15 protein-coding genes and 2 pseudogenes are annotated in these 21,217 nt (G+C 68.5%); 9 read left to right on the plus strand and 8 right to left on the minus strand.

The window, feature by feature from the left end:
* Positions 1 to 15: 15 nt before the first annotated feature.
* Positions 16 to 1,122 carry an ABC transporter permease gene (locus tag G6N20_RS18000; RefSeq protein ID WP_083050375.1) on the minus strand — a complete coding sequence of 369 codons (1,107 nt, stop codon included), beginning with the start codon at positions 1,120 to 1,122 and terminating at the stop codon, positions 16 to 18.
* 496 nt (positions 1,123 to 1,618) lie between these two features.
* On the opposite strand from G6N20_RS18000, the gene G6N20_RS18005 reads away from it, so the two are divergent.
* The gene (locus G6N20_RS18005) at positions 1,619 to 2,458 is read left to right on the plus strand and encodes an MT-A70 family methyltransferase (protein WP_232065374.1); all 840 of its coding nucleotides are present in this window, start codon (positions 1,619 to 1,621) and stop codon (positions 2,456 to 2,458) included.
* 9 nt (positions 2,459 to 2,467) lie between these two features.
* Positions 2,468 to 4,402, plus strand: coding sequence for a cytochrome c oxidase assembly protein (locus tag G6N20_RS18010; RefSeq protein ID WP_083050381.1), 1,935 nt, complete (start codon positions 2,468 to 2,470; stop codon positions 4,400 to 4,402).
* Here G6N20_RS18010 and G6N20_RS18015 read toward each other — a convergent pair.
* From G6N20_RS18015 to rpmB, 5 genes are all read right to left on the minus strand, one after another.
* Positions 4,399 to 4,617: a heavy-metal-associated domain-containing protein gene (locus tag G6N20_RS18015; protein ID WP_083050383.1), complete on the minus strand. Its 219-nt coding sequence runs from the start codon at positions 4,615 to 4,617 to the stop codon at positions 4,399 to 4,401. The genes G6N20_RS18010 and G6N20_RS18015 overlap by 4 nt on opposite strands.
* A 9-nt stretch (positions 4,618 to 4,626) precedes the next feature.
* A complete protein-coding gene (locus tag G6N20_RS18020; protein WP_083050386.1) occupies positions 4,627 to 6,864 on the minus strand; it encodes a heavy metal translocating P-type ATPase in 2,238 nt (745 codons plus the stop codon).
* Positions 6,865 to 6,932: 68 nt separating this feature from the next.
* Positions 6,933 to 8,309 carry an adenylate/guanylate cyclase domain-containing protein gene (locus G6N20_RS18025; protein WP_083050388.1) on the minus strand — a complete coding sequence of 459 codons (1,377 nt, stop codon included), beginning with the start codon at positions 8,307 to 8,309 and terminating at the stop codon, positions 6,933 to 6,935.
* 15 nt (positions 8,310 to 8,324) lie between these two features.
* Positions 8,325 to 8,489 (minus strand): 50S ribosomal protein L33, encoded by a 165-nt coding sequence (gene rpmG / locus G6N20_RS18030; RefSeq protein WP_083050391.1) that lies wholly within the window; start codon positions 8,487 to 8,489, stop codon positions 8,325 to 8,327.
* Positions 8,489 to 8,737, minus strand: a complete 249-nt coding sequence (gene rpmB / locus G6N20_RS18035; protein ID WP_083050394.1) for a 50S ribosomal protein L28 — start codon at positions 8,735 to 8,737, stop codon at positions 8,489 to 8,491. Before rpmB ends, rpmG begins: the two co-directional genes overlap by 1 nt.
* A gap of 106 nt (positions 8,738 to 8,843) precedes the next feature.
* On the opposite strand from rpmB, the gene mrf reads away from it, so the two are divergent.
* From mrf to G6N20_RS18055, 4 genes are all read left to right on the plus strand, one after another.
* Positions 8,844 to 10,043 carry a ribosome hibernation factor-recruiting GTPase MRF gene (gene mrf / locus G6N20_RS18040; protein ID WP_083050397.1) on the plus strand — a complete coding sequence of 400 codons (1,200 nt, stop codon included), beginning with the start codon at positions 8,844 to 8,846 and terminating at the stop codon, positions 10,041 to 10,043.
* Positions 10,040 to 10,297, plus strand: coding sequence for a type B 50S ribosomal protein L31 (locus tag G6N20_RS18045; protein ID WP_083050399.1), 258 nt, complete (start codon positions 10,040 to 10,042; stop codon positions 10,295 to 10,297). Before mrf ends, G6N20_RS18045 begins: the two co-directional genes overlap by 4 nt.
* A 319-nt stretch (positions 10,298 to 10,616) precedes the next feature.
* Positions 10,617 to 11,486, plus strand: a complete 870-nt coding sequence (locus G6N20_RS18050) for an SDR family NAD(P)-dependent oxidoreductase (RefSeq protein ID WP_083050405.1) — start codon at positions 10,617 to 10,619, stop codon at positions 11,484 to 11,486.
* 2 nt (positions 11,487 to 11,488) lie between these two features.
* Positions 11,489 to 13,063 (plus strand): AMP-binding protein, encoded by a 1,575-nt coding sequence (locus tag G6N20_RS18055; RefSeq protein WP_083050408.1) that lies wholly within the window; start codon positions 11,489 to 11,491, stop codon positions 13,061 to 13,063.
* Here G6N20_RS18055 and G6N20_RS18060 read toward each other — a convergent pair.
* Positions 13,054 to 17,895: a cation-translocating P-type ATPase gene (locus G6N20_RS18060; protein ID WP_083050410.1), complete on the minus strand. Its 4,842-nt coding sequence runs from the start codon at positions 17,893 to 17,895 to the stop codon at positions 13,054 to 13,056. The two genes, G6N20_RS18055 and G6N20_RS18060, sit on opposite strands and share 10 nt — an antisense overlap.
* Positions 17,896 to 18,095: 200 nt before the next feature.
* Here G6N20_RS18060 and G6N20_RS18065 point away from each other — a divergent pair.
* Positions 18,096 to 18,357, plus strand: a pseudogene (locus G6N20_RS18065) (DUF899 family protein); the annotation flags it as partial.
* Positions 18,358 to 18,439: 82 nt separating this feature from the next.
* On the opposite strand, the gene G6N20_RS18070 reads toward G6N20_RS18065, so the two are convergent.
* Positions 18,440 to 18,664, minus strand: coding sequence for a hypothetical protein (locus G6N20_RS18070; RefSeq protein ID WP_083050424.1), 225 nt, complete (start codon positions 18,662 to 18,664; stop codon positions 18,440 to 18,442).
* A 138-nt stretch (positions 18,665 to 18,802) separates the two neighbouring features.
* On the opposite strand from G6N20_RS18070, the pseudogene G6N20_RS22315 reads away from it, so the two are divergent.
* Together G6N20_RS22315 and G6N20_RS18075 are read left to right on the plus strand one after the other, a co-directional pair.
* Positions 18,803 to 18,967: pseudogene (locus G6N20_RS22315) on the plus strand (HNH endonuclease signature motif containing protein); the annotation flags it as partial.
* Positions 18,968 to 19,137: 170 nt separating this feature from the next.
* Complete coding sequence (locus G6N20_RS18075) at positions 19,138 to 21,201, plus strand: acyltransferase family protein (RefSeq protein WP_232065541.1); 2,064 nt, start codon at positions 19,138 to 19,140, stop codon at positions 21,199 to 21,201.
* Positions 21,202 to 21,217: the final 16 nt, after the last annotated feature.

Raw genomic sequence — 21,217 nt, forward strand, 5'->3', positions numbered from 1 at the left:
GGGCCTCCTTTGGGGTTAGCGGCGAAACGCCTCGGCGGGGTCGATTCGTGTGACGCGGCGCACCGGCAGCAGCGATGCCAGCACGGCCATGACGGCGGTGGCCGCCGCCATCGCGGCCAGCAGGGCGGGGGTGACCTCGACGGTGACATCACCCATGCGGTCAGCGAGCAGGAACTGCGCGCCGTAGGCGATCGCCGCGCCCAGCGCATATCCCAGCCCGGCGATCACGGCGGCCTGGGCAAGCACGATGCGACACAACCGGCTTGGGCGCACACCCAGGGCCAAAAGCACACCGAAGTCCCGCATCTGCTCGGAGGTAGCCGCCAACACCGTCAGACCCACCAATGCGACCCCCACCAGCGCCGCGATGGCAATCATCGTCGTGAGCGGGCGTCCGATCATCGAGACGATGATGTCGCGGCCGTTGTCGGCGAAGGCCGCGGCGGTGAGCGCGTCCATGCCGGGCACGCCGCGACGAATGGCGGTGGCCAGCTGAGCGGCGGTGTACCCGTCTTGGGGTTGCACCAGGAAAAACGACACCCGATTGCCCGCCCGCAGCAGCCGCGCGGCGTCGGGCAACGAGACGAACGCATAGCAGTTGGTTGCCGCGGCGGTCTGCTCGGAGAGCCCGACGACGGTGAACGGCTCGTCGGCGATCCGGACCCGGTCGCCCAGGCGGACACCGTTCTTGGCGGCCAGCACCCGATCCAGCACCACCTCGCCGGGCCCGGTGATGGTGCGTCCTTGAGCCAGCGACCAGGGGCCGCCCACACCGGTTTTGGTGTCGTAGCCGACCACGAAATAGGCGGTGTGGGTGCCGTTGTGCACGAAGTCGGACGGTTGGCCGAGGATCGGGTCGGCCGACTTGACGCCCGGGATGGCCAGCAGGCGGCCCTTGCCGTCGGCGGGCAGCCAGGACACCGCCTTGAACATCTGCGAGACGCCGGGCTGGACCACCCAGACCGCCGCCTTGGAATGGTCGATGTAGGTGGTGACCTGGTTGGTGGTGCCGACGAAGATGCCGGAGATCACCAGCACCAGCAGCACGGCAAACCCGACACCCAACACCGAGAACACGAACCGGGCACGCTCGGCGGCGAGGTTTTGGACGGCGAGCATCACCGAGATGCCCCCGCTGGGCGGCCGTGGCCACCGTTGTGGCCGCGATGGAACGCACCCACGCCGCACAGGGGATCGGTTGGCGACGCCCGCCTAGAACCCGGGGCGTGCGGCATCGTCGGCGTGCTGACCGAATCCATGAAATCTCCTTCGGCGGTCCCCGCGACCCGACGCCGCCGGAGGCCCGGATTTGCACACGTCAAGCCCGTAGACGAGGGATCCTGATAAGCCAGGGCATCCGGGTAGGTAGTCGGGTGATCGCAAAGAAAGTTCCCGATGACGTGGCCCACGCACGCAGGTTGGGGCGACTCGACTGCGTTGTGCGTCCGCAGCGATGTTCGCGGTTGCTATCGCGGCCCATGAGCACGCTGGTAGCTTCCCAGCGCACTCCCTACGATCCGACCGAAGATCTACTCTGTTCGATATAGATCTACTTTGTTCGATCTCGGAGGGAGGCAGCGGCATGACCACAAGGGACGGGCGGGCAAGGCCGCCGCGGGTGGCACCGCTGCGAGACTCCGTCGAACCGCCACCGCTTCCCACCATCGCCGGCGGGTGGAAGACGGTGCTGGCCGACCCACCCTGGCGGTTCACCAACCGGACTGGCAAGGTCGCACCGGAGCATCGCAGGCTCGATCGCTACTCCACGTTGGATGTTGCCGCGATTTGCAGCATTCCCGTATCAGATGTCATCGCTCGCGACTCTCATCTGTACCTGTGGGTTCCCAATGCGTTGCTGCCCGAAGGCCTGCGTGTCATGGAGGCGTGGGGATATCGCTATGTGTCCAACGTGATCTGGGCGAAGCGACGAAAGGACGGCGGTCCCGATGGCCGCGGCGTCGGGTTCTACTTCCGCAACGTGACCGAGATAATCCTGTTCGGTGTTCGTGGAAGCATGCGGACCCTGCCGCACGCGAGAAGCCAAGTCAACATGATCGAAACCCGGAAGCGCGAGCATTCGCGCAAGCCAGACGAACAGTATTCGCTGATCGAGGCGTGCTCGCCCGGGCCCTACCTAGAGTTGTTCGCACGTCACCGGAGACCGGGCTGGACGGTCTGGGGCGATGAAGCGGCGGAGAACGTGACGCCGCGCGGTCGTGTGCACAAGGGCTACGCGGGCGGTGCGATTGAGGTGCCGCGCCTGGGCAAGCACGTGCGCCTCGACCCGGCTACCGCCGAGTGTGTCGGCAAGGAGCTACGCATCCGGTACGAATCCGGCCAGAGCATCCGCCAGATTCGCGATGACACCGGCTACAGCATTACGCGGGTGCGTAGCCTGCTGCGAAACGCCGGTACAACCTTCCGAAGTCGCGGTGGGCAGGAAGGCGGGCAGCCGTAAGCTCGTGGAGTGCACACTGACGGGCCCAGCAGGGGTGCGCGCGTGGCCGTGCTGGCGGTTGGTTTTCTGGTCCTCTGCGGGGCGGTCGCCGGCTACGGCCTGATCTCTGGCCCCCGCCGCTACGCGCAGGCCGGCAATCCGTACCCCGGCGCGTTCCTCTGCGCCGCCGAGCCACTCGGATTCTTCCTCGCCTCGCTGTCAGCGGCGTTGTGTCTTGGCGCGCTGGCATTCGTGGTGATCGCAGCGCGGCCGGAGCCAGACGGCTTGATCGACGCCGCAGCCTTCCGGATTCACCTTGTGGCAGAACGTGTTTCCATCGCCTGGCTGGTGCTTGCGGCAACGATGGTGGTATTTCAGGCGGCGCACGACTCCGGTGTGGGGCCGGCAAAGGTGCTGGGTAACGCGGCGCTGCCGGACGCCGTCGCCGTCTCCGAGATCGCCCGCGGGTGGATCGTTTCGGCGATCTGCGCGCTGGTGGTCGCTGTGACGTTGCGCCTGAACACGCGGTGGCTCGGTCACGTCGTGCTGCTGGTTCCCACGGTCGTTGGTGTGGTGGCGATTGCGGTGACCGGTAATACGGGGCAGGGACCCGACCACGACTACACCACGAGCGCGGCGATCGTGTTCGCGGTTGCGCTGGCCGCGCTGACCGGGCTCAAGACCGCGGCGGCGTGGACCGCGGCCGTGCCCGGCCGCGCGGTGCTGGTGGTGCAGGTAGTTTGTGGCGGGCTGGTGCTGGCCTACGGGGCGGTGCTGCTCTATCTCTTGATCCCCGGCTGGGAGATGGGCTCGGATTTCGCCCGCCTTGGTCTGCTGGCGGGGATTCTCGTGGTGCCGGTGTGGTTGGCCGACTGCTGGGGGTTGGTTGTCCGGCCGCTCGGTGGCGGGAACGCCGTCGCCACGCTGGCCATGATGGCGGCCCTGGCGGCGGTCGCCGCGATGGCCGTGCAAACCGCGCCGCGGTTCATCACGCACGCGTTCACGGCCTGGGATGTGTTCCTCGGCTACGCGTTGCCGAAACCGCCGACCGTCGTCAACGTGCTGACCGTGTGGCGCTTTGACGGCTTGGTCGGAACCGTCGGTGTGGTGCTTGCGATCGGGTACGTGGTGGGTTTCGTCGGGTTGCGCCGCCGCGGCAATACCTGGCCGGTGGGCAGGCTGGTGGCCTGGCTGATCGGTTGCGCCGCGCTGGTGTTCACCAGCGGCTCGGGCATGCGGGCATACGGGTCGGCGATGTTCAGCGTCCATATGGCCGAACACATGACGCTGAACATGTTCATTCCGGTGCTGTTGGTTCTGGGCGGCCCGGTGACGCTGGCGCTGCGGGTGTTGCCGGCCGCGGGTAGCGGAGGGCCGCCCGGGCCTCGCGAGTGGCTGACCTGGCTGCTGCACTCGCGGGTGACGACGTTCTTGTCACATCCCGTCACGGCGTTCGTCCTATTTGTGGCCTCGCCCTATGTGGTCTATTTCACGCCGCTGTTCGATACCTTGGTCCGCTATCACTGGGGCCATGAGTTCATGGCGATCCATTTCCTGCTGGTCGGGTATCTGTTCTATTGGGCGATCATCGGCATCGACCCGGGGCCGCGCCGGCTGCCCTACCCGGGTCGCATCGGGCTGTTGTTCGCGGTGATGCCCTTTCACGCCTTCTTCGGAATTGCGCTGATGACCATGGCATCACCGGTGGGCGCCACGTTCTACCGTTCGGTCGATCTGCCCTGGTTGCCCAGCATCATCGCCGACCAGCATCTCGGCGGTGGAATCGCTTGGAGCTTAACGGAATTGCCGGTCATTGTGGTGATTGTCGCGCTGGTTACCCAGTGGGCGCGCCAAGACCGCAGGATTGCATCCCGTGAGGACCGGCATGCCGATAGCGATTACGCCGATGACGAGCTGGAGGCCTACAACGCGATGCTGCGCGAGTTGTCACGGATGCGCCGCTAGTCGACAACGGTGAAGTTACCGACGCCGGTCAACGCCGCCTGAACCTGTTCGCGGGTCAGTTCTACATCGGTCGAAATCCGCACCGTGGATGCGCCGTTGGTGTCCAGGTCTATGCTGACCGAGCCGACGGGCCCCAGCGCGGTGAGCGCGGTGGTGACGGTCTCCACGCATCCCTGACACTGCAGTCCGTCGACGGAAAAGGTCTGTTCAGCCATGCGCCGATGCTACGGGTGGGAAACAAAATTACGGAGCCGCAGGCTGTTTGACACCACGAAAAACGAGGAAAACGCCATGGCGGCGCCGGCGATCAGCGGGTTGAGCAGGCCGGCAGCGGCAATCGGGATCGCCGCGACGTTGTAGCCGAAGGCCCAAATCATGTTCAGCCGGATCGTGCGCATGGTCGCCCGGGCCAGATCCAGTGCCTGCGGCACAATGTGCAAATCGTCGCGCACCAGGATGATGTCGGCCGCGCCGATCGCGACGTCGGTGCCCCGTCCGATCGCCAGTCCCAAGTCGGCACTCACCAACGCGGGACCGTCGTTGATGCCATCGCCCACCATGGCGACGGTCCGCCCTTGCGCGCGCAGCCGTTGGATCACGTGGACCTTGTCTTCGGGCAGCACATCGGCGAAAGCGGTGTCGACGCCGACCTGAGCCGCCACCGCGTCGGCGGCGGGTCGATTGTCGCCGGTGAGCAGGATCGTCCGCAGCCCGCGTCCACGCAGCGCGGCGACGGCGCCGGCCGCCGAATCCTTGACGGTGTCGGCGATCGTGACAGCGGCACAGGGCGCACCGTCGACAGACACGAAAACCACTGTCTCGCCGCGGGACTCGCCTTCGCGGCGGGCGCAGTCCAGGGTGGGGTCGCAGGGTGCGGACCGGGTAATCCAGGATGGCTTGCCGACTTCGACGCGGTGGTCATCGACCAGGCCCGACACACCGCACCCGGCAATGCTGGCAAAGTCGCTGACCGGACGTGGATCTGGGGATGCGGCGACGATGGCCGTGGCCACCGCGTGCTCGGAAGCCGCTTCAACCGCGGCCGCCAAGGCAAGGACGGCGTCGGGGTCCCGGTCGCCGGTCGTCGTCACGGCGCTCACCGTCAGCTGACCGACCGTCAACGTGCCGGTCTTGTCGAACACCACGGTGTCGATGCCGCGGATGGTTTCCAGTGCCCGGTGACCCTTGATGAAGATCCCCAGCTGCGCTCCCCGTCCGGAAGCCACCATCATGGCGGTGGGAGTCGCCAGTCCCAGCGCGCACGGGCACGCGATTACCAGCACCCCGAGGGTCACCGCGAAGGCGCGATCCGCGTCGGCTCCACCGGCAAGCCAGGCCGCACCGGCGAGTCCGGCGATGACGAAAACCACCGGTACGAACACCGCGGCGATGCGATCGGCCAGGCGCTGCGCGCGGGCCTTTTGCGCCTGCGCCTCCTCGACAAGGCGGACCATCGCGGCGAAGTGGGTGTCGGCGCCGACGGCGGTGGCCTCGATGACCAGGCGGCCGTCCAGCACCACGGTGCCACCCACCACGGGGAAATCCGGGCAGGCGCGCATCGGCTTGGCCTCACCGGTCATCGTGCTCATGTCGATGAACGCCGTGCCGTCGACGACGACTCCGTCCGCGGCGATGGTTTCGCCGGGCCGGGTCACAAAGCGCTGCGCCTTCTTGAGTTCGCCCACCGGCATCACCAGCTCCGCCCCGTCGGCCAGCAACACCGTCACGTTCTTGGCGCCGAGCGCCGCCAGCGCGCGCAGCGCGCCGCCCGCCTTGGATTTTGCGCGTGCTTCGAAGTATCGACCCGCAAGAACGAATACCGTGACGCCGGCGGCGACCTCAAGATAGATCGAGTCGCTGTGCAGAATCGCCGGCCAGATTCCGTGCGTCTCCCGGGGCCGCTGGGCCACCATGACCGTCGACAATGACCAGATGGTGGCGGCCACAATGCCCACCGAGATCAGCGTTTCCATGGACGCGGTCCGGTGGCGTGCGTTGCGCAGCGCAACCGAATGAAAGGGCCACGCGGCCCACATCACGATCGGGGCCGCCAGGGCCGCCAACACGAATCCCCAGCCGGCGAACCGGGCACCGGGCACGATCGCGAACATGGTCGACAGGTCGGCCAGCGGCACGAACAACACCGCCGCGACACATAGCCGGCGCAGTAGGCCGCGGGCATGGTCGGCGTCCGGATCTGGTTGCGCGGCAACGCATTCCTGGTGAGGGGCCGCCCGATAACCGGCCTGCTCGACCACCTCGCACAGCTGGTCGACGGCCATGCCGACGGCGTCGATCGTGGCGACGCGGGTAGCGAAGTTGACCGAGGCACGCACGCCGGGGATCTTGTTGAGCTTCGTTTCGATGCGGCTTGCGCAGGCCGCACATGACATGCCCGAGACGTCGAGCTGGACACGCCGCACGGTACTCAGGTCGGGGTCCCGAACCAGTGGAGCCGCCACGGCCCTCCTCCGATCGGCGTAATTGCACCAGTCAGCCTACAAGTCGCGCACGCGCGGGGACGGGTTCCCTATGCCCGGCCGGGTTGGTGCGCCCGGATGAGCGCGTAGAGCCGCCACCGGCCGGGCACACCCTTGAGTTCACGCTCGCCGCGGTCGGCGAATCGGTGCCGTGATCCGGCGACGATGTCACGCACCGTCGAGGACACCAGCACCTCGCTGCGCCCCGCCAACGCCGCCACGCGGGCGCCGATGTGCACCGTCATCCCGGCGACATCACAGCCCGGGGCGCCGCGCACTTCGACCTCACCCGCGTGAATGCCGACCCGGACCTCGATGCCGAGCGCACCGACCGCGTCGACAATCTCGTCCGCGCAGGCGATCGCGGCACTCGGGCTGGTGAACGTCGCCACGAAGCCATCCCCGGCGGTGTTGACTTCGCGACCGCCGAACCGCTGGATTTCGTGGCGGACGAGGTTGTCGTGGTTGTCCAGCAGATCGCGCCACCGGTTGTCGCCGAGGGAGGCGGCGCGTTCGGTGGAGCCGACGATGTCGGTGAACATGATCGTGGTGAGCACCCGCTCGGCGATGAAGCCGCCGCGCACGCCGGTGATGAACTCCTCGATTTCGTCGAGCAACGCGGCGGTGTCGCCGACCCAGTACAGCGCATCGGCGCCGGGCAACTCGACAAAGCGCGATCCGGTGATGTGCTCGGCGAGGTAGCGGCCATGCCCGACCGGGACGAACGTCGCGTCCACCCGGTGCAGGATCAGCGTGGGTGCGCTGATGTGGGCCAGCGAGTCACGCGCATCGACGTCACGCACGGCGTTGATGAAGGCGCGTGCCATGCTGGGCGACGCCCCCCGGTTGCCCGCCAGATCCCACCACGTGCGGAACGCCTCGTCGCCGGCGACGCTGGGAGCGACGATGCCCAGGACGTCAAAGCCCCGTTCCACCGCATCCGGCTCGATGCCGACGGTAAGGAAAGGCTCGGCGGTGTTCGACTCGGCTCCGATCTGGTAGTCGGGCGCCCGCAGCGCCCGCGCGGAGCCGTTGACGATCACCAGGCCGCGGACCCGGTCGGGGTAGTTGGCGGCGAGCACGAGCGCGGTTGTCGAGGTGAAGCCGGACGCGAACAACGTGGCCCGCTCGCATCCGGCCGCGTCCATGACGGCGATCACGTCCTGGGCCCAGAACCGGGGCCCGAGCCCGTCCAGCGAGGAAACGGGCGAGGACAAGCCCACGCCGCGGTGGTCGAACCGGATCACCCGGCTAAACGACGCCAGCCGCCGATGGAAGCGGTACATCGACGGTTCGGCGTCAACCGTGTCGATCGGGATGGATGGCCCGGGCACCACGAGTAGGTCGCCGGGGCCGTCCCCGAGGACCTGATAGGCGATGTCGAGGTCGCCGCACTTGGCGTAGCGAGTCCGGGGAGCCTGCGCCACGGTTACAGGCTAGTCCTACCGCTCCTCCCGGAACTCCACGTGCCGGCGGACAACCGGGTCGTACTTGGTCAGCGTGAGCCGGTCGGGGTTGTTGCGTCGGTTCTTGCGAGTGACGTAGGTGTATCCGGTGCCCGCGGTGGAACGCAGCTTGACGATCTGCCGAATCTCGTTGCGCGCCATCAGCTGCGCTGACCGGATCGGCCCGGCCGCCGGCGAAGTCGCGCGACGACCGCTTCGATGCCGTCGCGGTCGATGATTTTGATGCCCTTGGCGCTGACCCGCAACGTGATGGAGCGGTCCTCCGACGGCAAGTAGTAGGTCTTGCGTTGCAGGTTGGGTGACCAGCGCCGCCGGGTGCGGCGGTGCGAGTGTGACACGGCATTGCCGAAACTCACTGTGCGGCCGGTGACTTGGCAGCGTGCGGACATGACTGGCTCCTAGCGACCATTATTGAAAATCATTTTCGACAAGCTCGGCAGCACACTGTACCCTGACGCCAGACTTAATGACAATCGTTTTCAATAAGGGGTAGTGATGCGGACTCGTGTGGTGTTGGTGGCGGGACAGGGCGATACCGACGTGGTGACGGGGACACTACTGCGCCAACCGGGGACGGTGGTGGTCGAGCACCGCTTCGACGGACACGTGATACGACGAACAACCATCACGTTGACCCGTGGTGAATTGACCAGTGTCGAAGACGTTTTGGAGGTGGCACGGGGGTGCGTGTCGTGCACCATCCGCAACGACCTGCTGGTGCTGCTGCGCAAGCTGCACCGCCGCGGCAACGTGGATCGGATCGTCGTGCACCTGGCGCCGTGGCTGGAGCCCGAACCCATATGCTGGGCAATCAACCACGTCCGCATCCGGGTCGGACCCGGGTACCCCGACGGACCGGCCGCCCGCGACGTGCGGATCGCCGGTGTGCTGACCTGTGTGGACTCCGCCAGGTGGCTGGGACAATCCCTCGGCGACGACCAATTGCCCGACGGCCGCACCGTGGCCCAAGTGACCGTCGGCCAAGCCGAGTTCGCCGACCTGCTGATGCTGACCCACCCGGAGCCGGCCACGTTGGCGGTCTTGCGCCGCCTTGCCCCACGCGCGCGCATCACCGTCGGCGTCGATCGCGTCGAACTTGCGCTGGCGAACCTGGACAGCGATTCCCGTCGCGGTCGCAGCGAGAATCCGCACGCCCCGCTGCTGGCGGGGTTGCCTCCGCTGGCGGCTGACGGCCAGGTTGGGATTGTCGAGTTCAATGCCCGCCGCCCATTTCACCCCGTGCGCCTGCATGCCGCCGTCGATCTGCTGCTGGATGGGGTGATCCGCACGCGTGGCCGGCTGTGGCTGGCCAACCGGGCCGACCGGGTGATGTGGCTCGAATCGGCCGGTGGCGGCTTGCGGGTCGCGTCGGCGGGCAAGTGGTTGGCGGCCATGGATTCCTCGGAGGTGGCCTACGTCGACCCGGAGCGACGGTTGTTCGCCGAGTTGATCTGGGACTATCGGTTCGGCGACCGGCACACCGCCATGACGGTCTTGGTATGCGGCGCCGACCCCGCCGACATCACCGGTGCGTTGAACGCCGCATTGCTCAATGATGAAGAGCTGGCCTGTCCGCAGACCTGGCCCAGCTACCAGGATCCGTTCGGCGACTGGCACCACGATCCGTGCCACGAAATGCCCGACGGCGCCGGGGAATTGTCGGCGCACCGCAACGGTGACGAGGAACCCGGATGAAACCCGGTATCCATCCCGACTACCACCCGGTGGTATTTCAGGACGCCAACACGGGCGCCCTGTTTCTCACCCGCTCAACGGCAACCAGTTCGCGCACCATCGAGCGGAGAACGGCCTCAGGGGTGCACAGCTTTCCGCTGGTGGTGGTCGAGGTGTCCGCCGATTCCCACCCGTTTTGGACCGGCAGTCAACGCACCCTGGGCACCGCTGGCAGGGTGGACAGGTTCTACCGGCGATACGGTCAGCGGCCATAGTCTTCGGCGCGGGTTAGCCGTCGCTGGACCGTGATTCAGATGCCAAGCAGCCGCCCAGCGTTGGTGTGGGCAATCTTCTCACGTCGCCGAAACCCAGCGTGGCGCGCTCGAACGCCCGGACGGCCTCCTGCGACGACTTGCAGGGATAGTCGAGTCCAAGCTTTCGCCGACCGGTTCGTCTGCGTGGTGCCAAGCGACAACTGGTGAACCCGCCACCCTGGACGCATTCGACGCTCAACCACAGCCTGCCCTGAGCGGCGGTGATGACCATGGGTCAGAATGGGCCAAGACGGTCGAACGCAATGGGGGGACGCAGCCCATGAATCTGGTGGCGCAGGCGATCGACAGATTCGTCAACCCGGCGCGGACATCCGATCCCGACAAGCTACGAAGCGCCGTCTCCGGCAAGACCGTCCTGGTGACCGGCGCGTCCTACGGGATCGGAGAGGCCACCGCCCGCAAGCTGGCCGCCGCCGGTGCCACCGTGCTGATCGTGGCCCGATCGGCCGACAGGCTCGACGACGTGGCGGCGGCGATCAACGCCGGCGGTGGACACGCGGTCGGCTATCCGGCCGATCTCACCGACGAGACCGCCGTCAGCGTGCTGACCAAACACATCACCGAAAACCACGGGCCGCTCGACATGGTGGTGAGCAATGCGGGCAAGTCGTTGCGCCGATCGCTGCATGAGCAATACGACCGGCCGCATGACTTTCAACGCACCATCGACATCAATTACCTGGGACCGATCTGGCTGCTGCTCGGGGTCCTCCCGGCGATGCGGGAGCGCGGCCGCGGGCACATCGTGAACGTTTCCAGCGTCGGCGTGCGCGTCGTGCCCGGCCCGCAATGGGGGGCTTACCAGGCGTCCAAGGGGGCCTTCGACCTTTGGCTGCGCAGCGTGGCACCCGAACTGCATGCCGACGGTGTGGACGTGACATCGGTGTATTTCGCGCTGGTCCACACCCGGATGATCGCGCCCACGCCCCTGCTGGAACGGCTTCCCGGCTTGTCTGCGGATGAGGCCGCCGACACCATCGCCAAGGCGATCATCGAGCGGCCCCGTACGGTCGAGCCGCCCTGGCTGTGGCCCGCGGAGTTGGCCTCGGTGCTGCTGGCCGGCCCGGCGGAGCGCGCGGCCCGGCTGTGGCACCACCGGTTCTTTGTCTCCGGCACCGGGAAGGGATGACGATGACGACGGCCAGCGCGTTGAGTGCGACGGTGCGGGCGCTGTGGTGTTCGGGACTGCTCGGTCCGACCAATCCGGTCGCGGCGTTGCGCACGGTCGGTGAGATCTTTCGGGGTGGCACGAATCTCTACACCTTGCTGGCGATCGCGGCGGCGCGCTATCCGGACCGGGCCGCGATCATCGACGACGACGGCGCGCTCACCTACCGCGAGTTGCGGTCGATGACCGAATCGGTTGCCCACCAGCTTTGCCGCGCGGGTGTCGGCGCCGGGCAGGCGGTGGGCGTGATGTGCCGCAACGGACGCAATTTCGTGACCGCGGCCTTCGGCGCGGCCCTGGTGGGCGCCGATGTCGTGCTGGTCAACACCGAATTTCGGAGCGCCGCGCTTACCGGGGCGATGGTCGCACATCAGATCCAGACGATGGTCTGCGACGGCGAGTTCACCGACCGAGTGCGCCGATCCGACCAATCTGTCCGGACGTTGGATCCGGGCCAAGCGCAGCAACGGGATTCGCGACCCAAGGTGGCATCGCCGGGTCGAATGGTGCTGCTCACCTCGGGCACCACCGGTGTGCCCAAGGGGGTGCCGCGCACCCCCCGGATGAGCTTCGGCATGGGTGTCGGGGTGACGATCCTGGAGCGCACCAAGCTAGCGGTGGGCTCACGAGTTGCGCTGGCAGTGCCGATGTTTCACGGCTTGGGGTTGGGCATATTGCTGCTCACCGTGGGCCTGGCGGGCACGGTGCTGACCCGTCGACGCTTCGACGCCGAAGCCACCCTCGCGCAGGCTTCGCTGCATCGCGCCGATGCGATGACCGCCGTGCCGATCATGCTGGCGCGCATCCTGGACCTGCCCCAACACGTGCGTGCGCGTAACCCGGTGCCCGCCCTGCGAGTGGTGATATCCAGCGGCGACCGGCTGGACCCCAGCCTGGCGCGGCGGTTCATGGATGCCTACGGCGACGTCCTGTACAACCTGTATGGCTCCACCGAGGTCGGCATCGGCGCGCTGGCCACGCCGGCCGAGATCCGACGCACCCCGGAAACGGTGGGCAGACCGGTCCTGGGGTGCCCGGTGCGCATCTTCAACAAAAGGGGCAGGCCGGTCGGGCCGCGGGTGATCGGTCGCATCTTCGTCGGGGGCGAGCTGACCTGCGAGGGGCACTCCGACGGCGACGCCAACACCGTCATCGAGGGCATGAGCAGCACCGGCGACCTGGGCTATCTCGACGAATCGGGTCGGCTGTACGTCGTAGGCCGCGAGGACGACATGATCGTCTCCGGCGGCGAGAACGTCTATCCTCGCGCGCTGGAAAACGCCCTCGCCGAACATCCCGCGGTCGCCGAGAACACGGTCGTCGGTGTTCCCGACGAGCAGTTCGGCCACCGGTTGGCCGCCTACGTGGTCCTGCGGCCGCGGCCGGAGGTGGACGTGACCGGGTTGCGGGAGTACCTGAAAGACAAGGTTTCTCGCTTCGAACAGCCAAGGGACATCCACATCGTCGCTAGCATCCCGCGCAATCCCGCCGGCAAGGTGCTCCGCCGTGAGCTGTCGAGCCGGGGGCTTCAGCTCTGATCGGGCGGCAGCGCACCGAGCGTTTTGGCCAACCACTTGGGCGCCAGCACGGAGGCGGCGGTGGCCCCGGCGGTGGCGGTGAACACGCCCGACCACGCGACCGGCCCTAGCGGCGTGCATCCGAAGAACTGGCTAAGGACCGGGGTTTGGATGATCCCGATCAAGACACCGGCGCTGCCCAGCGCGGTGGCTAGCACGAGCGGGCTGTGCCGCCGAGTCAGCAGGGTCTGCGCGAGCTGCGTGGTCACCAGGGCGGTCAGTCCCATCGTTGCCGTGCGTCGTTCGGTGCCCGGCGTCCAGCGTCCGATGGCCCAGGCCGCCGTGGCGCCGGCGGCCGTGACGACGCCGCGGTTGACGATCTGGCGCATCAGTGGCGCGTCCAACGAGGGCGGCGGCGCGGTCAAGACGGCGCGCTGGCGCGCCCGCCGCACCTCCTCGATCTCGTCGTCGCTGCGATCCGTGTCCTCCTCGGGATCGTCATACTGCGAGGTGATCGCGACGGCTAGCGCGGGGAACATGTCGGTGAGCAGGTTCACCAGCAGCAGTTGCCGGGTACCCACCGGTGCCCGCCCGGTCCCCAACGCCGTGCCGATGATGGTGAACAGCACCTCGCCGACGTTGCCGCCGACCAGAATCGTGACCGCATCACGCACCCCGGCCCACATGCTGCGGCCCTCGACCAGCGCGTCGAGCAGCACGCCCAGGTCATCATCGGTCAAGACGATGTCGGCGGCCCCACGCGCGGCCGACGACCCGCGACCGCTCACCCCGATGCCCACGTCGGCCATCCGGATGGCGGCCGCATCGTTGGCGCCGTCGCCCACCATTGCGGTCACCCGCCCGCAACGCTGCAGCGCCGCCACGATCTGCACCTTCTGCTCCGGGCTGACCCGGGCAAAGACTTGCACGTCGGCGGCGAGTTTGGCGCGCCCCTCCTCGTCGAGGCCGGCCAGCTCGGCGCCGGTCACCACGCGCACATCCGCCGGCAGGCCCAACTGGCGGGCGATCGCCCGGGCGGTTACCGGATGATCCCCGGTGATCAGCACGACGTTGCGGTTGGCGTCCACCAGCTCTTCGATCAACGGCCGCGCGGATTCCCGTGCGGTGTCAGCCAACCCGACGTAGCCCAGCAATTCGAGGTCCTGCGCGGCTTCGTCGACGGCATCGGCATCGGTGGCGTCATCGTCGGTGGCGCTCGTGTCCCAGGGGCGCTGCGCCACCGCCAGCACCCGCAAGCCCTGCTCGGCGAGGTGGTGCACCACAGCCTCCGCACGCTGGTGGTCGGCGTCCGGATCGGCGAACCGGCAGCGCGGCAGGATGGTTTCCGGAGCACCCTTGAGCATCAGCGTCGGCGCCCCGCCGGTGCCCGTGGTGCCGATAGCGGCGGCGAAGCCACGACTGGACTCGAACGGCACTTCGGCGAGCACCGTCCACTCCGAATCACCCTGGCTGCTCAGCGAACTCGCGGCGGTGAGGATTGCCTCGTCGGTGGCGTGCGCGTGCCCCTGACCGTCGTGGGGCTGCGTGGACGCACGCGCGGCGGCCCGCAGCACCGCGATGGAGCCCGGATCGGAGGCCGGCGGCAGCGGGTCCCCCGCCGCACTGCCGCCCGGTACGGCGCACACGACGCGCAACCGGTTCTCGGTCAGCGTGCCGGTCTTGTCGAAACAGATGGTGTCGACCCGGCCCAACGCTTCGATGGTGCGGGGCGAGCGCACCAGCACGCCGTGCTCGGTGAGCCGCTGGGCGGCGGCCAGCTGGGAGAGGGTGGCCACCAACGGCAGGCCCTCCGGAACCGCCGCCACCGCGATGGCGACGCCGTCGGCGACAGCCTGGCGCAGCGACGCGCGGCGCGCCAACGCCAACCCGGTGACCGCCGCGCCACCGGCGAGCGTCAGCGGGAGGACCTTGCCGGTCAGTTCCCGCAGCCGGGCTTGCACCCCGGCCGAGGCTTCCACGTGGGCGACGGCCGAGATCGCCCGGTGGGCGGCGGTGCCGACCCCGGTGGCCACCACGATCGCGCGGGCATGTCCGGCGACGATCGTGCTGCCTTCGAACAGCATGCTGGCCCGGTCGGGGTCGTTGACGGCCACCGGCTCCTCCTGCTTGTCCACCGGCAGCGACTCACCCGTCAGGAAAGACTCGTCGACTTCGAGGTCCTCGGCCACCAACAGGCGGGCATCCGCCGGGACCACCTCCGGCGCGGCCAGGTCGATGACATCGCCGGCCCGCAGCGACTTCGCGGACACCGTGACCGTGCGGGTGGCGTGTCGGGCCGCCTCCAACCGGCGCCGGGTCGTCGCCACCGCCGGGACCACGACCCGGCGCACGAGCTGGTCTTGCTCGGCGAACAACTCCGCGGCCGCCGCCTCGGCCCGCAGCCGTTGCACCCCACCGGTGACCGCGTTGACCGTCATCACGCCCGCGACCAGCAACGCATCGATGTTGCTGCCGACGATGGCGGATGCCGCGGCGCCGACCGCCAGGATCGGGGTGAGCGGATCGGCCAGTTCGTGCCGGGTGGCCACCGCCAGCCGCGCCAGGGCTTGTGCCGGGCCGCGCAGCGGCGCCACCACGGGTTCGTAGGACAGGTCGTCCAGGATGCGTCGCCAGGCGGGGACGCCGGGCTCGGCGGCCAACGGTCGCGCGCCGCCGGCCAGCCGCGAGTAGACGATCTCCGGGTCCAGCGCATGCCAGGCGGTCAGCGGTTGCGGGGTGGGGTCGGGCAGTCGCAGCACCTTGCTGGCCGACCAACTTCCCGCCACCAAGGCCGTCGCCGCGGCCGCATTGACCGGATTGAACCAGCGGCGGAAGCTCAGCGGGCTGGTGCCGGTGTCTTTCTCCCCGGTGACCAGCAGCAGCCCGGCCAGCGTCGTGCCGCCCTGAGCCAGGTGCACGGCCGACTGGCTGGCGGACCGGGCGACGGGAATCGCCGACAAGATCCGCACCGCCGCGGCCAGGTCGGTGCCGGTGATGATGTCGGCGGTCCATGGTGTCGCGGCGCGTGGATCGTCGAGGGCGACGCCGACATCGGCGATGGCCAGCGCGGCCAAGGTGTCGGTGGAGGCGAAGTCCCGGTGCAACGCCGTGACCAGCAGCACCGGTCCGCGATCCGTCCGCAGATCACGCACCAGCTGCAGCAGCGGGGTACCAGGCGGATGCGTGGCACCGACGCTGGCCGACAGATCTTGGGTGCCGGCGACATGACGCAAGACCACTCGGGCTCCGGTTCGGTGCGCGGTCTGCAGCAGCGCGACCGCGTACGGGTCGACCTCCCAGCCGACCTTGACGCTGCCCACCCGTTGACCGTCGACCACCAAGTCGGCGTGCTCGACACCCTGCGCCGGTGTCGCCGACGGGCCTTGGGAGGCAACCCATCTCAGCCGCGCGCCGGTGGCCGGCAACTCGTCGGGGTCGGGTTCGGGTGCCTCCTCGCCGTGCAGCAGCGCGTCGGCAACCTCGTAGACGCGGTCGTCGTCCCAACCGGGTACGTCTCCCTCGGCATGCAGCACAGCGCGGTGGTCACCGCGCAGCGCGGCGCCGTCGATGACGATCACCTGCACCCGATCCAGGCGGCGCAGCGCGCCCGGATCGAGCACCAGTTGCCCGGCGTTTGCCAGGCCGCGGCCCAGCACCGCGGCGAACGCCTGCCGACCCATGTGCGCCGCGCGGGGCACCCCGGCCAGGATCGCCCCGGCCGCGTCCTCGGTGCCGCCGCCGGCCAGCAACGCACCCGCCGCGGCGATCAACGAACCGTTGGCCGCCGAATCGGCGTAGCTCTCCACCGGCCCCTTCATCCACCCTTTTTCGGCGTCGATCGCGGCGTCGATGGATCCACCGACCACCACATGGGAAGCCTCGCCCGCCGCCGCGGCCGCCCAACTGTGCCGCGGCTCATGCGATTTCGCCCCGGATGACGAGATGACGGGGACCACCGGGGCTTGCGGCCGTTTCGGGGAGGCCAGCTGGGGTTCCCGTTCTTGCCAGACCCGACGATGAGCCGCCGCCTCGGAGATTTGCATGCTGCGTTGCACCAGATCCAGCAGCGGTGTGCCGACGGCCTGGGTTAGCCCGTTGGCCGCCGCCGTCGTGGCGGCGAGCGCAATATCGGTGCCCACTCGACCCAGCCGGGATTCCAGCAGGGACACCATTCGCGGTTGATGATTGATCAGGGCGACCGCGGCCCGGGTGGTTTGCGGTGCGGCCGGCAGTCGGGCGACCCAGCCGGTCAGCGCGGCGGCCATCGCCATCAGATCCATCGCCGCGACGGTCAGCGGCAGCAGAATCGCCAACGGGTTGCCCGGGTCGGCGAATGGTGCGGAGTTGGGCGCCGGCCCCGGCGCCGTCAGGAGTATGTCGGCGGCCACGGCCGAAACCGTCGCCCGCACCTCGTCCAACACGGTGTCGCTGTCTGCGTCGTCGTCAAGTTGGACCACCAGCCGACCCAACGCGCCCTCGACGTGGGCCTCGGCCACGCCCGGGATCCGACGGACCGGCTCTTCGACCACCGCCGCATGCTCGTGCCAGCGCGGGAAGGGCAGCAGCGGGTCCAGATCGAAATGCACGCGCCGCCCGCTGTGCCACCGCACGGGCGGCTTGATGCGGTCGGGCGATCCCTCGCGGAACCCGGCCATCCCGATCGCTCGGCCCGTCGTTTGGGCCATCGACTGCAGAACCGGCCCGGCTAACTCCATCACCGGGCTGGCCAGCATCTGCATCGCGCCGGCGGCGCCAGCCGCACCTTGCACGCCGGCCTGCACTACCTGTGTCGCTACACCGGTCACGCCGGCGAACAGATTGACTACTGGGCCGGCGACACCCGGAATCTTCATTTGTCACCCTTCAACCGCGTCTACCGCACCTATACTTCCGGCGTCGTACGGACCTGTCCAATACACCCATAGACAGGCGGCGCGCCGCGGCGCTCGCCGCCGCCGACCTTGCACCCCTGCCCCGGACCGCCCGCGCCTGGTAGCGCGGTGAGCGCGATCTGCCGGCACCGCGACAACGGCTCGCGTGTGTGTCGGCGGGATGGGTTGGCGCCTTCATGCGTTTCGGTGACCGGGTGTTCCGTACCTACTTCATCAATAACCGTGGCGGCGAGGCGCTGGGCACCACCGGGAGCTTCCTGGACATGACGGCACTGGGGCGTCAGGAGGAATGGGAGGACTCGCCGGAAGGCCATCCGCAGACCTCGCCGTACGAGTGGTGGAACTGGCACGACGCGTAGGGCCAGGGGTGAGCCGTCGCGCCGGTCGGGTGAACCCCGGCCGGACGATCGCAAGAGCCCGTGACCGTCGCGCGTCGGCACGAAGTAACCAGCGAACGGCTGCGCACCGCGAAACCCGGACCGACAAATCGGCTCAGGAAACTCGACTACAAGATTCGGTGGTTGGCCCTGCCGACGTGGTACCCGGTCGGGAAGGACTTCTCGATGACCTGCAGCTGGTGGTTGACTCTCGATTCCAGTTCGAGGACCACGCAGCTGTCGCCGACGGCCTTCGACTCCAGAACGATGTACCGCTGACCGCCATCGGTGATCGGGTCGCCTGAGTGCAGGTCTTCGACAGGTACCAACTCGGGGGTTCCGTGTGAGTCCACGCGAATCACAGTAAGCCACGTCGGCCAGCCAAGGGAACACCCACGCGTGAGGTGTCGCGCCCTGATCCCGGCGCGGTGCGGGTGAGACCGTGACAGGCGGCTGGTTCCGGGCGTCGCCCGCAGGTGCGCCGAGTCTCGGGAGGCGAGTTCCCGCAGAACATCGCCACTCGCTCACGAGCATTGGGCCGGGTGGAGCTCAACGGTGCCGGGCCGCGGCGTGCGCTGACCGGCCAGGTGTTGCCGCCGCTGTTGACGGCCACCGCCGAAGCCCAACGCGCCGGCCACCTCGGACCCGATTCCGTAGGCCCACCGAATTTTGGGTGCAGGCCTCTGCGTGTCTCCCAAAGGTCGGTGGCTTTCGCGGCTAAGCTTGCCGGGGTCACGAGGAGGGGTAGCGACGTATCGGCAGCAACTACGGCGGCGGGCGACACGGCGGTCGGGGCGCACGAGCAGCGGGCACTGAACCGAGCGGAATCAACCCCGTCCCGGCGCGTTCCGCTCGACGGCCCCGATGGGTGGCCCCGGTGCGTCATGCCGGCCGGCTGGCGTTGCGGGACCAACCGGAGCGGCGCAGCGTCATTCCCGCGCTCGACGGCCTTCGGGCGGTAGCTGTCGCGCTAGTTCTCGCCGGCCATGGCGGCATCCCGGGTGTGGGCGGCGGCTTCATCGGCGTCGACATCTTCTTCGTCCTCAGCGGATTCCTGATCACCTCGCTGCTGCTCGACGAGCTGGGCCGCACCGGCCGCATCGACCTCGCCGGGTTTTGGATTCGCCGAGCGCGCCGACTGTTGCCGGCACTGGTCCTGATGGTGCTCACCGTGGCCGCGGCACGCGAACTCTTTCCCCATCAAGGCCTTACCGGGTTGCGTAACGACGCCATCGCTGCCTTCCTTTGGGTCGCCAACTGGCGGTTTGTGGAGCAGCAGACCGACTATTTCACCCAGGGCGCTCCACCCTCGCCCCTGCAACACACCTGGTCGCTGGGGGTGGAGGAGCAGTACTACATTGTCTGGCCACTGTTGCTGATCGCGGTGACCCTGCTGTCGGCGGCCCGCGCCCGACGCTACTTTCAGCGAGCCACCCTAGGCGGGGTTCGGTTCGCCACCTTCGTGATCGCCACCCTCGGCGCATTGGCTTCCGCAGCGGCCGCCATCGCCTTCACCTCGGACGCCACGCTCGATCGGATCTACTTCGGCACCGATACCCGAGCGCAGGCGTTGTTGGTCGGTGCCGCGGCATCGGCCCTGCTGGTGCGGGATTGGCCGGCGCTGAACCGCGGGTGGTGTCTGATCCGAACCCGGTGGGGGCGGCGGGTCGCCCGCTCGCTGCCGGTCGGTGGGCTGGCCGGGCTGGCGGCGATTGCCCACCACGCGACCGGCGGCGCGAGCGTGTTCCGCCAGGGTCTGTTGATCGCGGTGGCGATGTCCGCGGTCCTCGTGGTCGCCCCGGCGGCGATGGAGCAACGTGGGTTGGTGGCCCGCATGCTGGCCTGGCGCCCGTTGGTCTGGCTGGGCACCATCTCGTACGGCGTCTATCTGTGGCACTGGCCAATCTTTCTGGCGCTCAACGGGGAACGCACCGGTTGGACCGGCGTCGAACTGTTCGCAGCTCGGTGCGCCGTCACGGTGGCGGTGGCCTACGCGTCGTGGTGGCTCATCGAACAACCCATCCGCCGCTGGCGACCCGAGCGGGTGCCGCTGTTGCCACTGGCGGCCGCCACCGTCGCGACCGCCGCCGCGGTGACGGTGCTGGTCGTCCCCGTCGGTACCGGACCCGGGTTACGGGAGGTCGGCCTTCCGCCCGGGGTGTCGGCGGTGGCCGTGGTGTCGCCATCGCCGCCGGGAACCGGCCAGCCGGCGCCGGAACCCGGGCCGCGAGATCCGAACCAGCCGTTCACCGTTTCGGTATTCGGTGATTCCATCGGGTGGACGTTGCTGCACTACCTTCCGCCGACGCCAGGATTCAGGTTCATCGACCACACAGTCATTGGCTGCAGCCTGGTGCGCGGCACACCATATCGGTACATTGGCCAGACCCTGGAGCAGCGGGCGGAATGCGATGGCTGGCCGGGCCGGTGGTCTGCGCAGATCAGCCAGGACCGGCCGGACGTGGCGTTGCTGATCATCGGTCGTTGGGAGACCGTCGACCGCGTCAACGAGGGAAGGTGGACCCACATCGGCGACCCGACCTTCGATGCGTACCTCAAGGTCGAGCTGCAACGAGCGCTGAATATCGTGGGCTCCACCGGCGTTCGGGTGATGGTCACGACGGTGCCCTACAGCCGGGGTGGTGAGAAGCCCGACGGCCGCTTGTACCCGGAAGACCAACCCGAGCGGGTGAATCAATGGAACGCCATGTTGCGCGACGCGATTGGCCGGCGTCCCAACGCCGGCGTCATCGATCTGAACAAAAAGCTATGCCCCGACGGGGTTTACACACCCAAGGTCGACGGCGTCAAGGTACGCAGTGACGGTGTCCACCTGACCCCGGAAGGCGTGAAATGGCTGCTGCCGTGGCTTGAAGAGTCGCTGCGGTAGCCGCCAATTCGCGGGC

The sequence above is a fragment of the Mycobacterium shinjukuense genome, from assembly GCF_010730055.1.
Taxonomy (GTDB): Bacteria; Actinomycetota; Actinomycetes; order Mycobacteriales; family Mycobacteriaceae; genus Mycobacterium; species Mycobacterium shinjukuense.

Excerpts from the sequence above, each read along its gene's own strand:
- G6N20_RS18015 (WP_083050383.1), bottom strand. The coding sequence starts at position 4,617 with ATGGCTGAACAGACCTTTTCCGTCGACGGACTGCAGTGTCAGGGATGC.
- rpmG (WP_083050391.1), bottom strand. The coding sequence starts at position 8,489 with ATGGCGCGCAACGAGATTCGGCAGATCGTCAAGCTGCGTTCCACCGCG.
- rpmB (WP_083050394.1), bottom strand. The coding sequence starts at position 8,737 with ATGTCCGCACGCTGCCAAGTCACCGGCCGCACAGTGAGTTTCGGCAAT.
- mrf (WP_083050397.1), top strand. The coding sequence starts at position 8,844 with ATGCGGACTCGTGTGGTGTTGGTGGCGGGACAGGGCGATACCGACGTG.
- G6N20_RS18045 (WP_083050399.1), top strand. The coding sequence starts at position 10,040 with ATGAAACCCGGTATCCATCCCGACTACCACCCGGTGGTATTTCAGGAC.
- G6N20_RS18050 (WP_083050405.1), top strand. The coding sequence starts at position 10,617 with ATGAATCTGGTGGCGCAGGCGATCGACAGATTCGTCAACCCGGCGCGG.
- G6N20_RS18055 (WP_083050408.1), top strand. The coding sequence starts at position 11,489 with ATGACGACGGCCAGCGCGTTGAGTGCGACGGTGCGGGCGCTGTGGTGT.
- G6N20_RS18060 (WP_083050410.1), bottom strand. The coding sequence starts at position 17,895 with ATGAAGATTCCGGGTGTCGCCGGCCCAGTAGTCAATCTGTTCGCCGGC.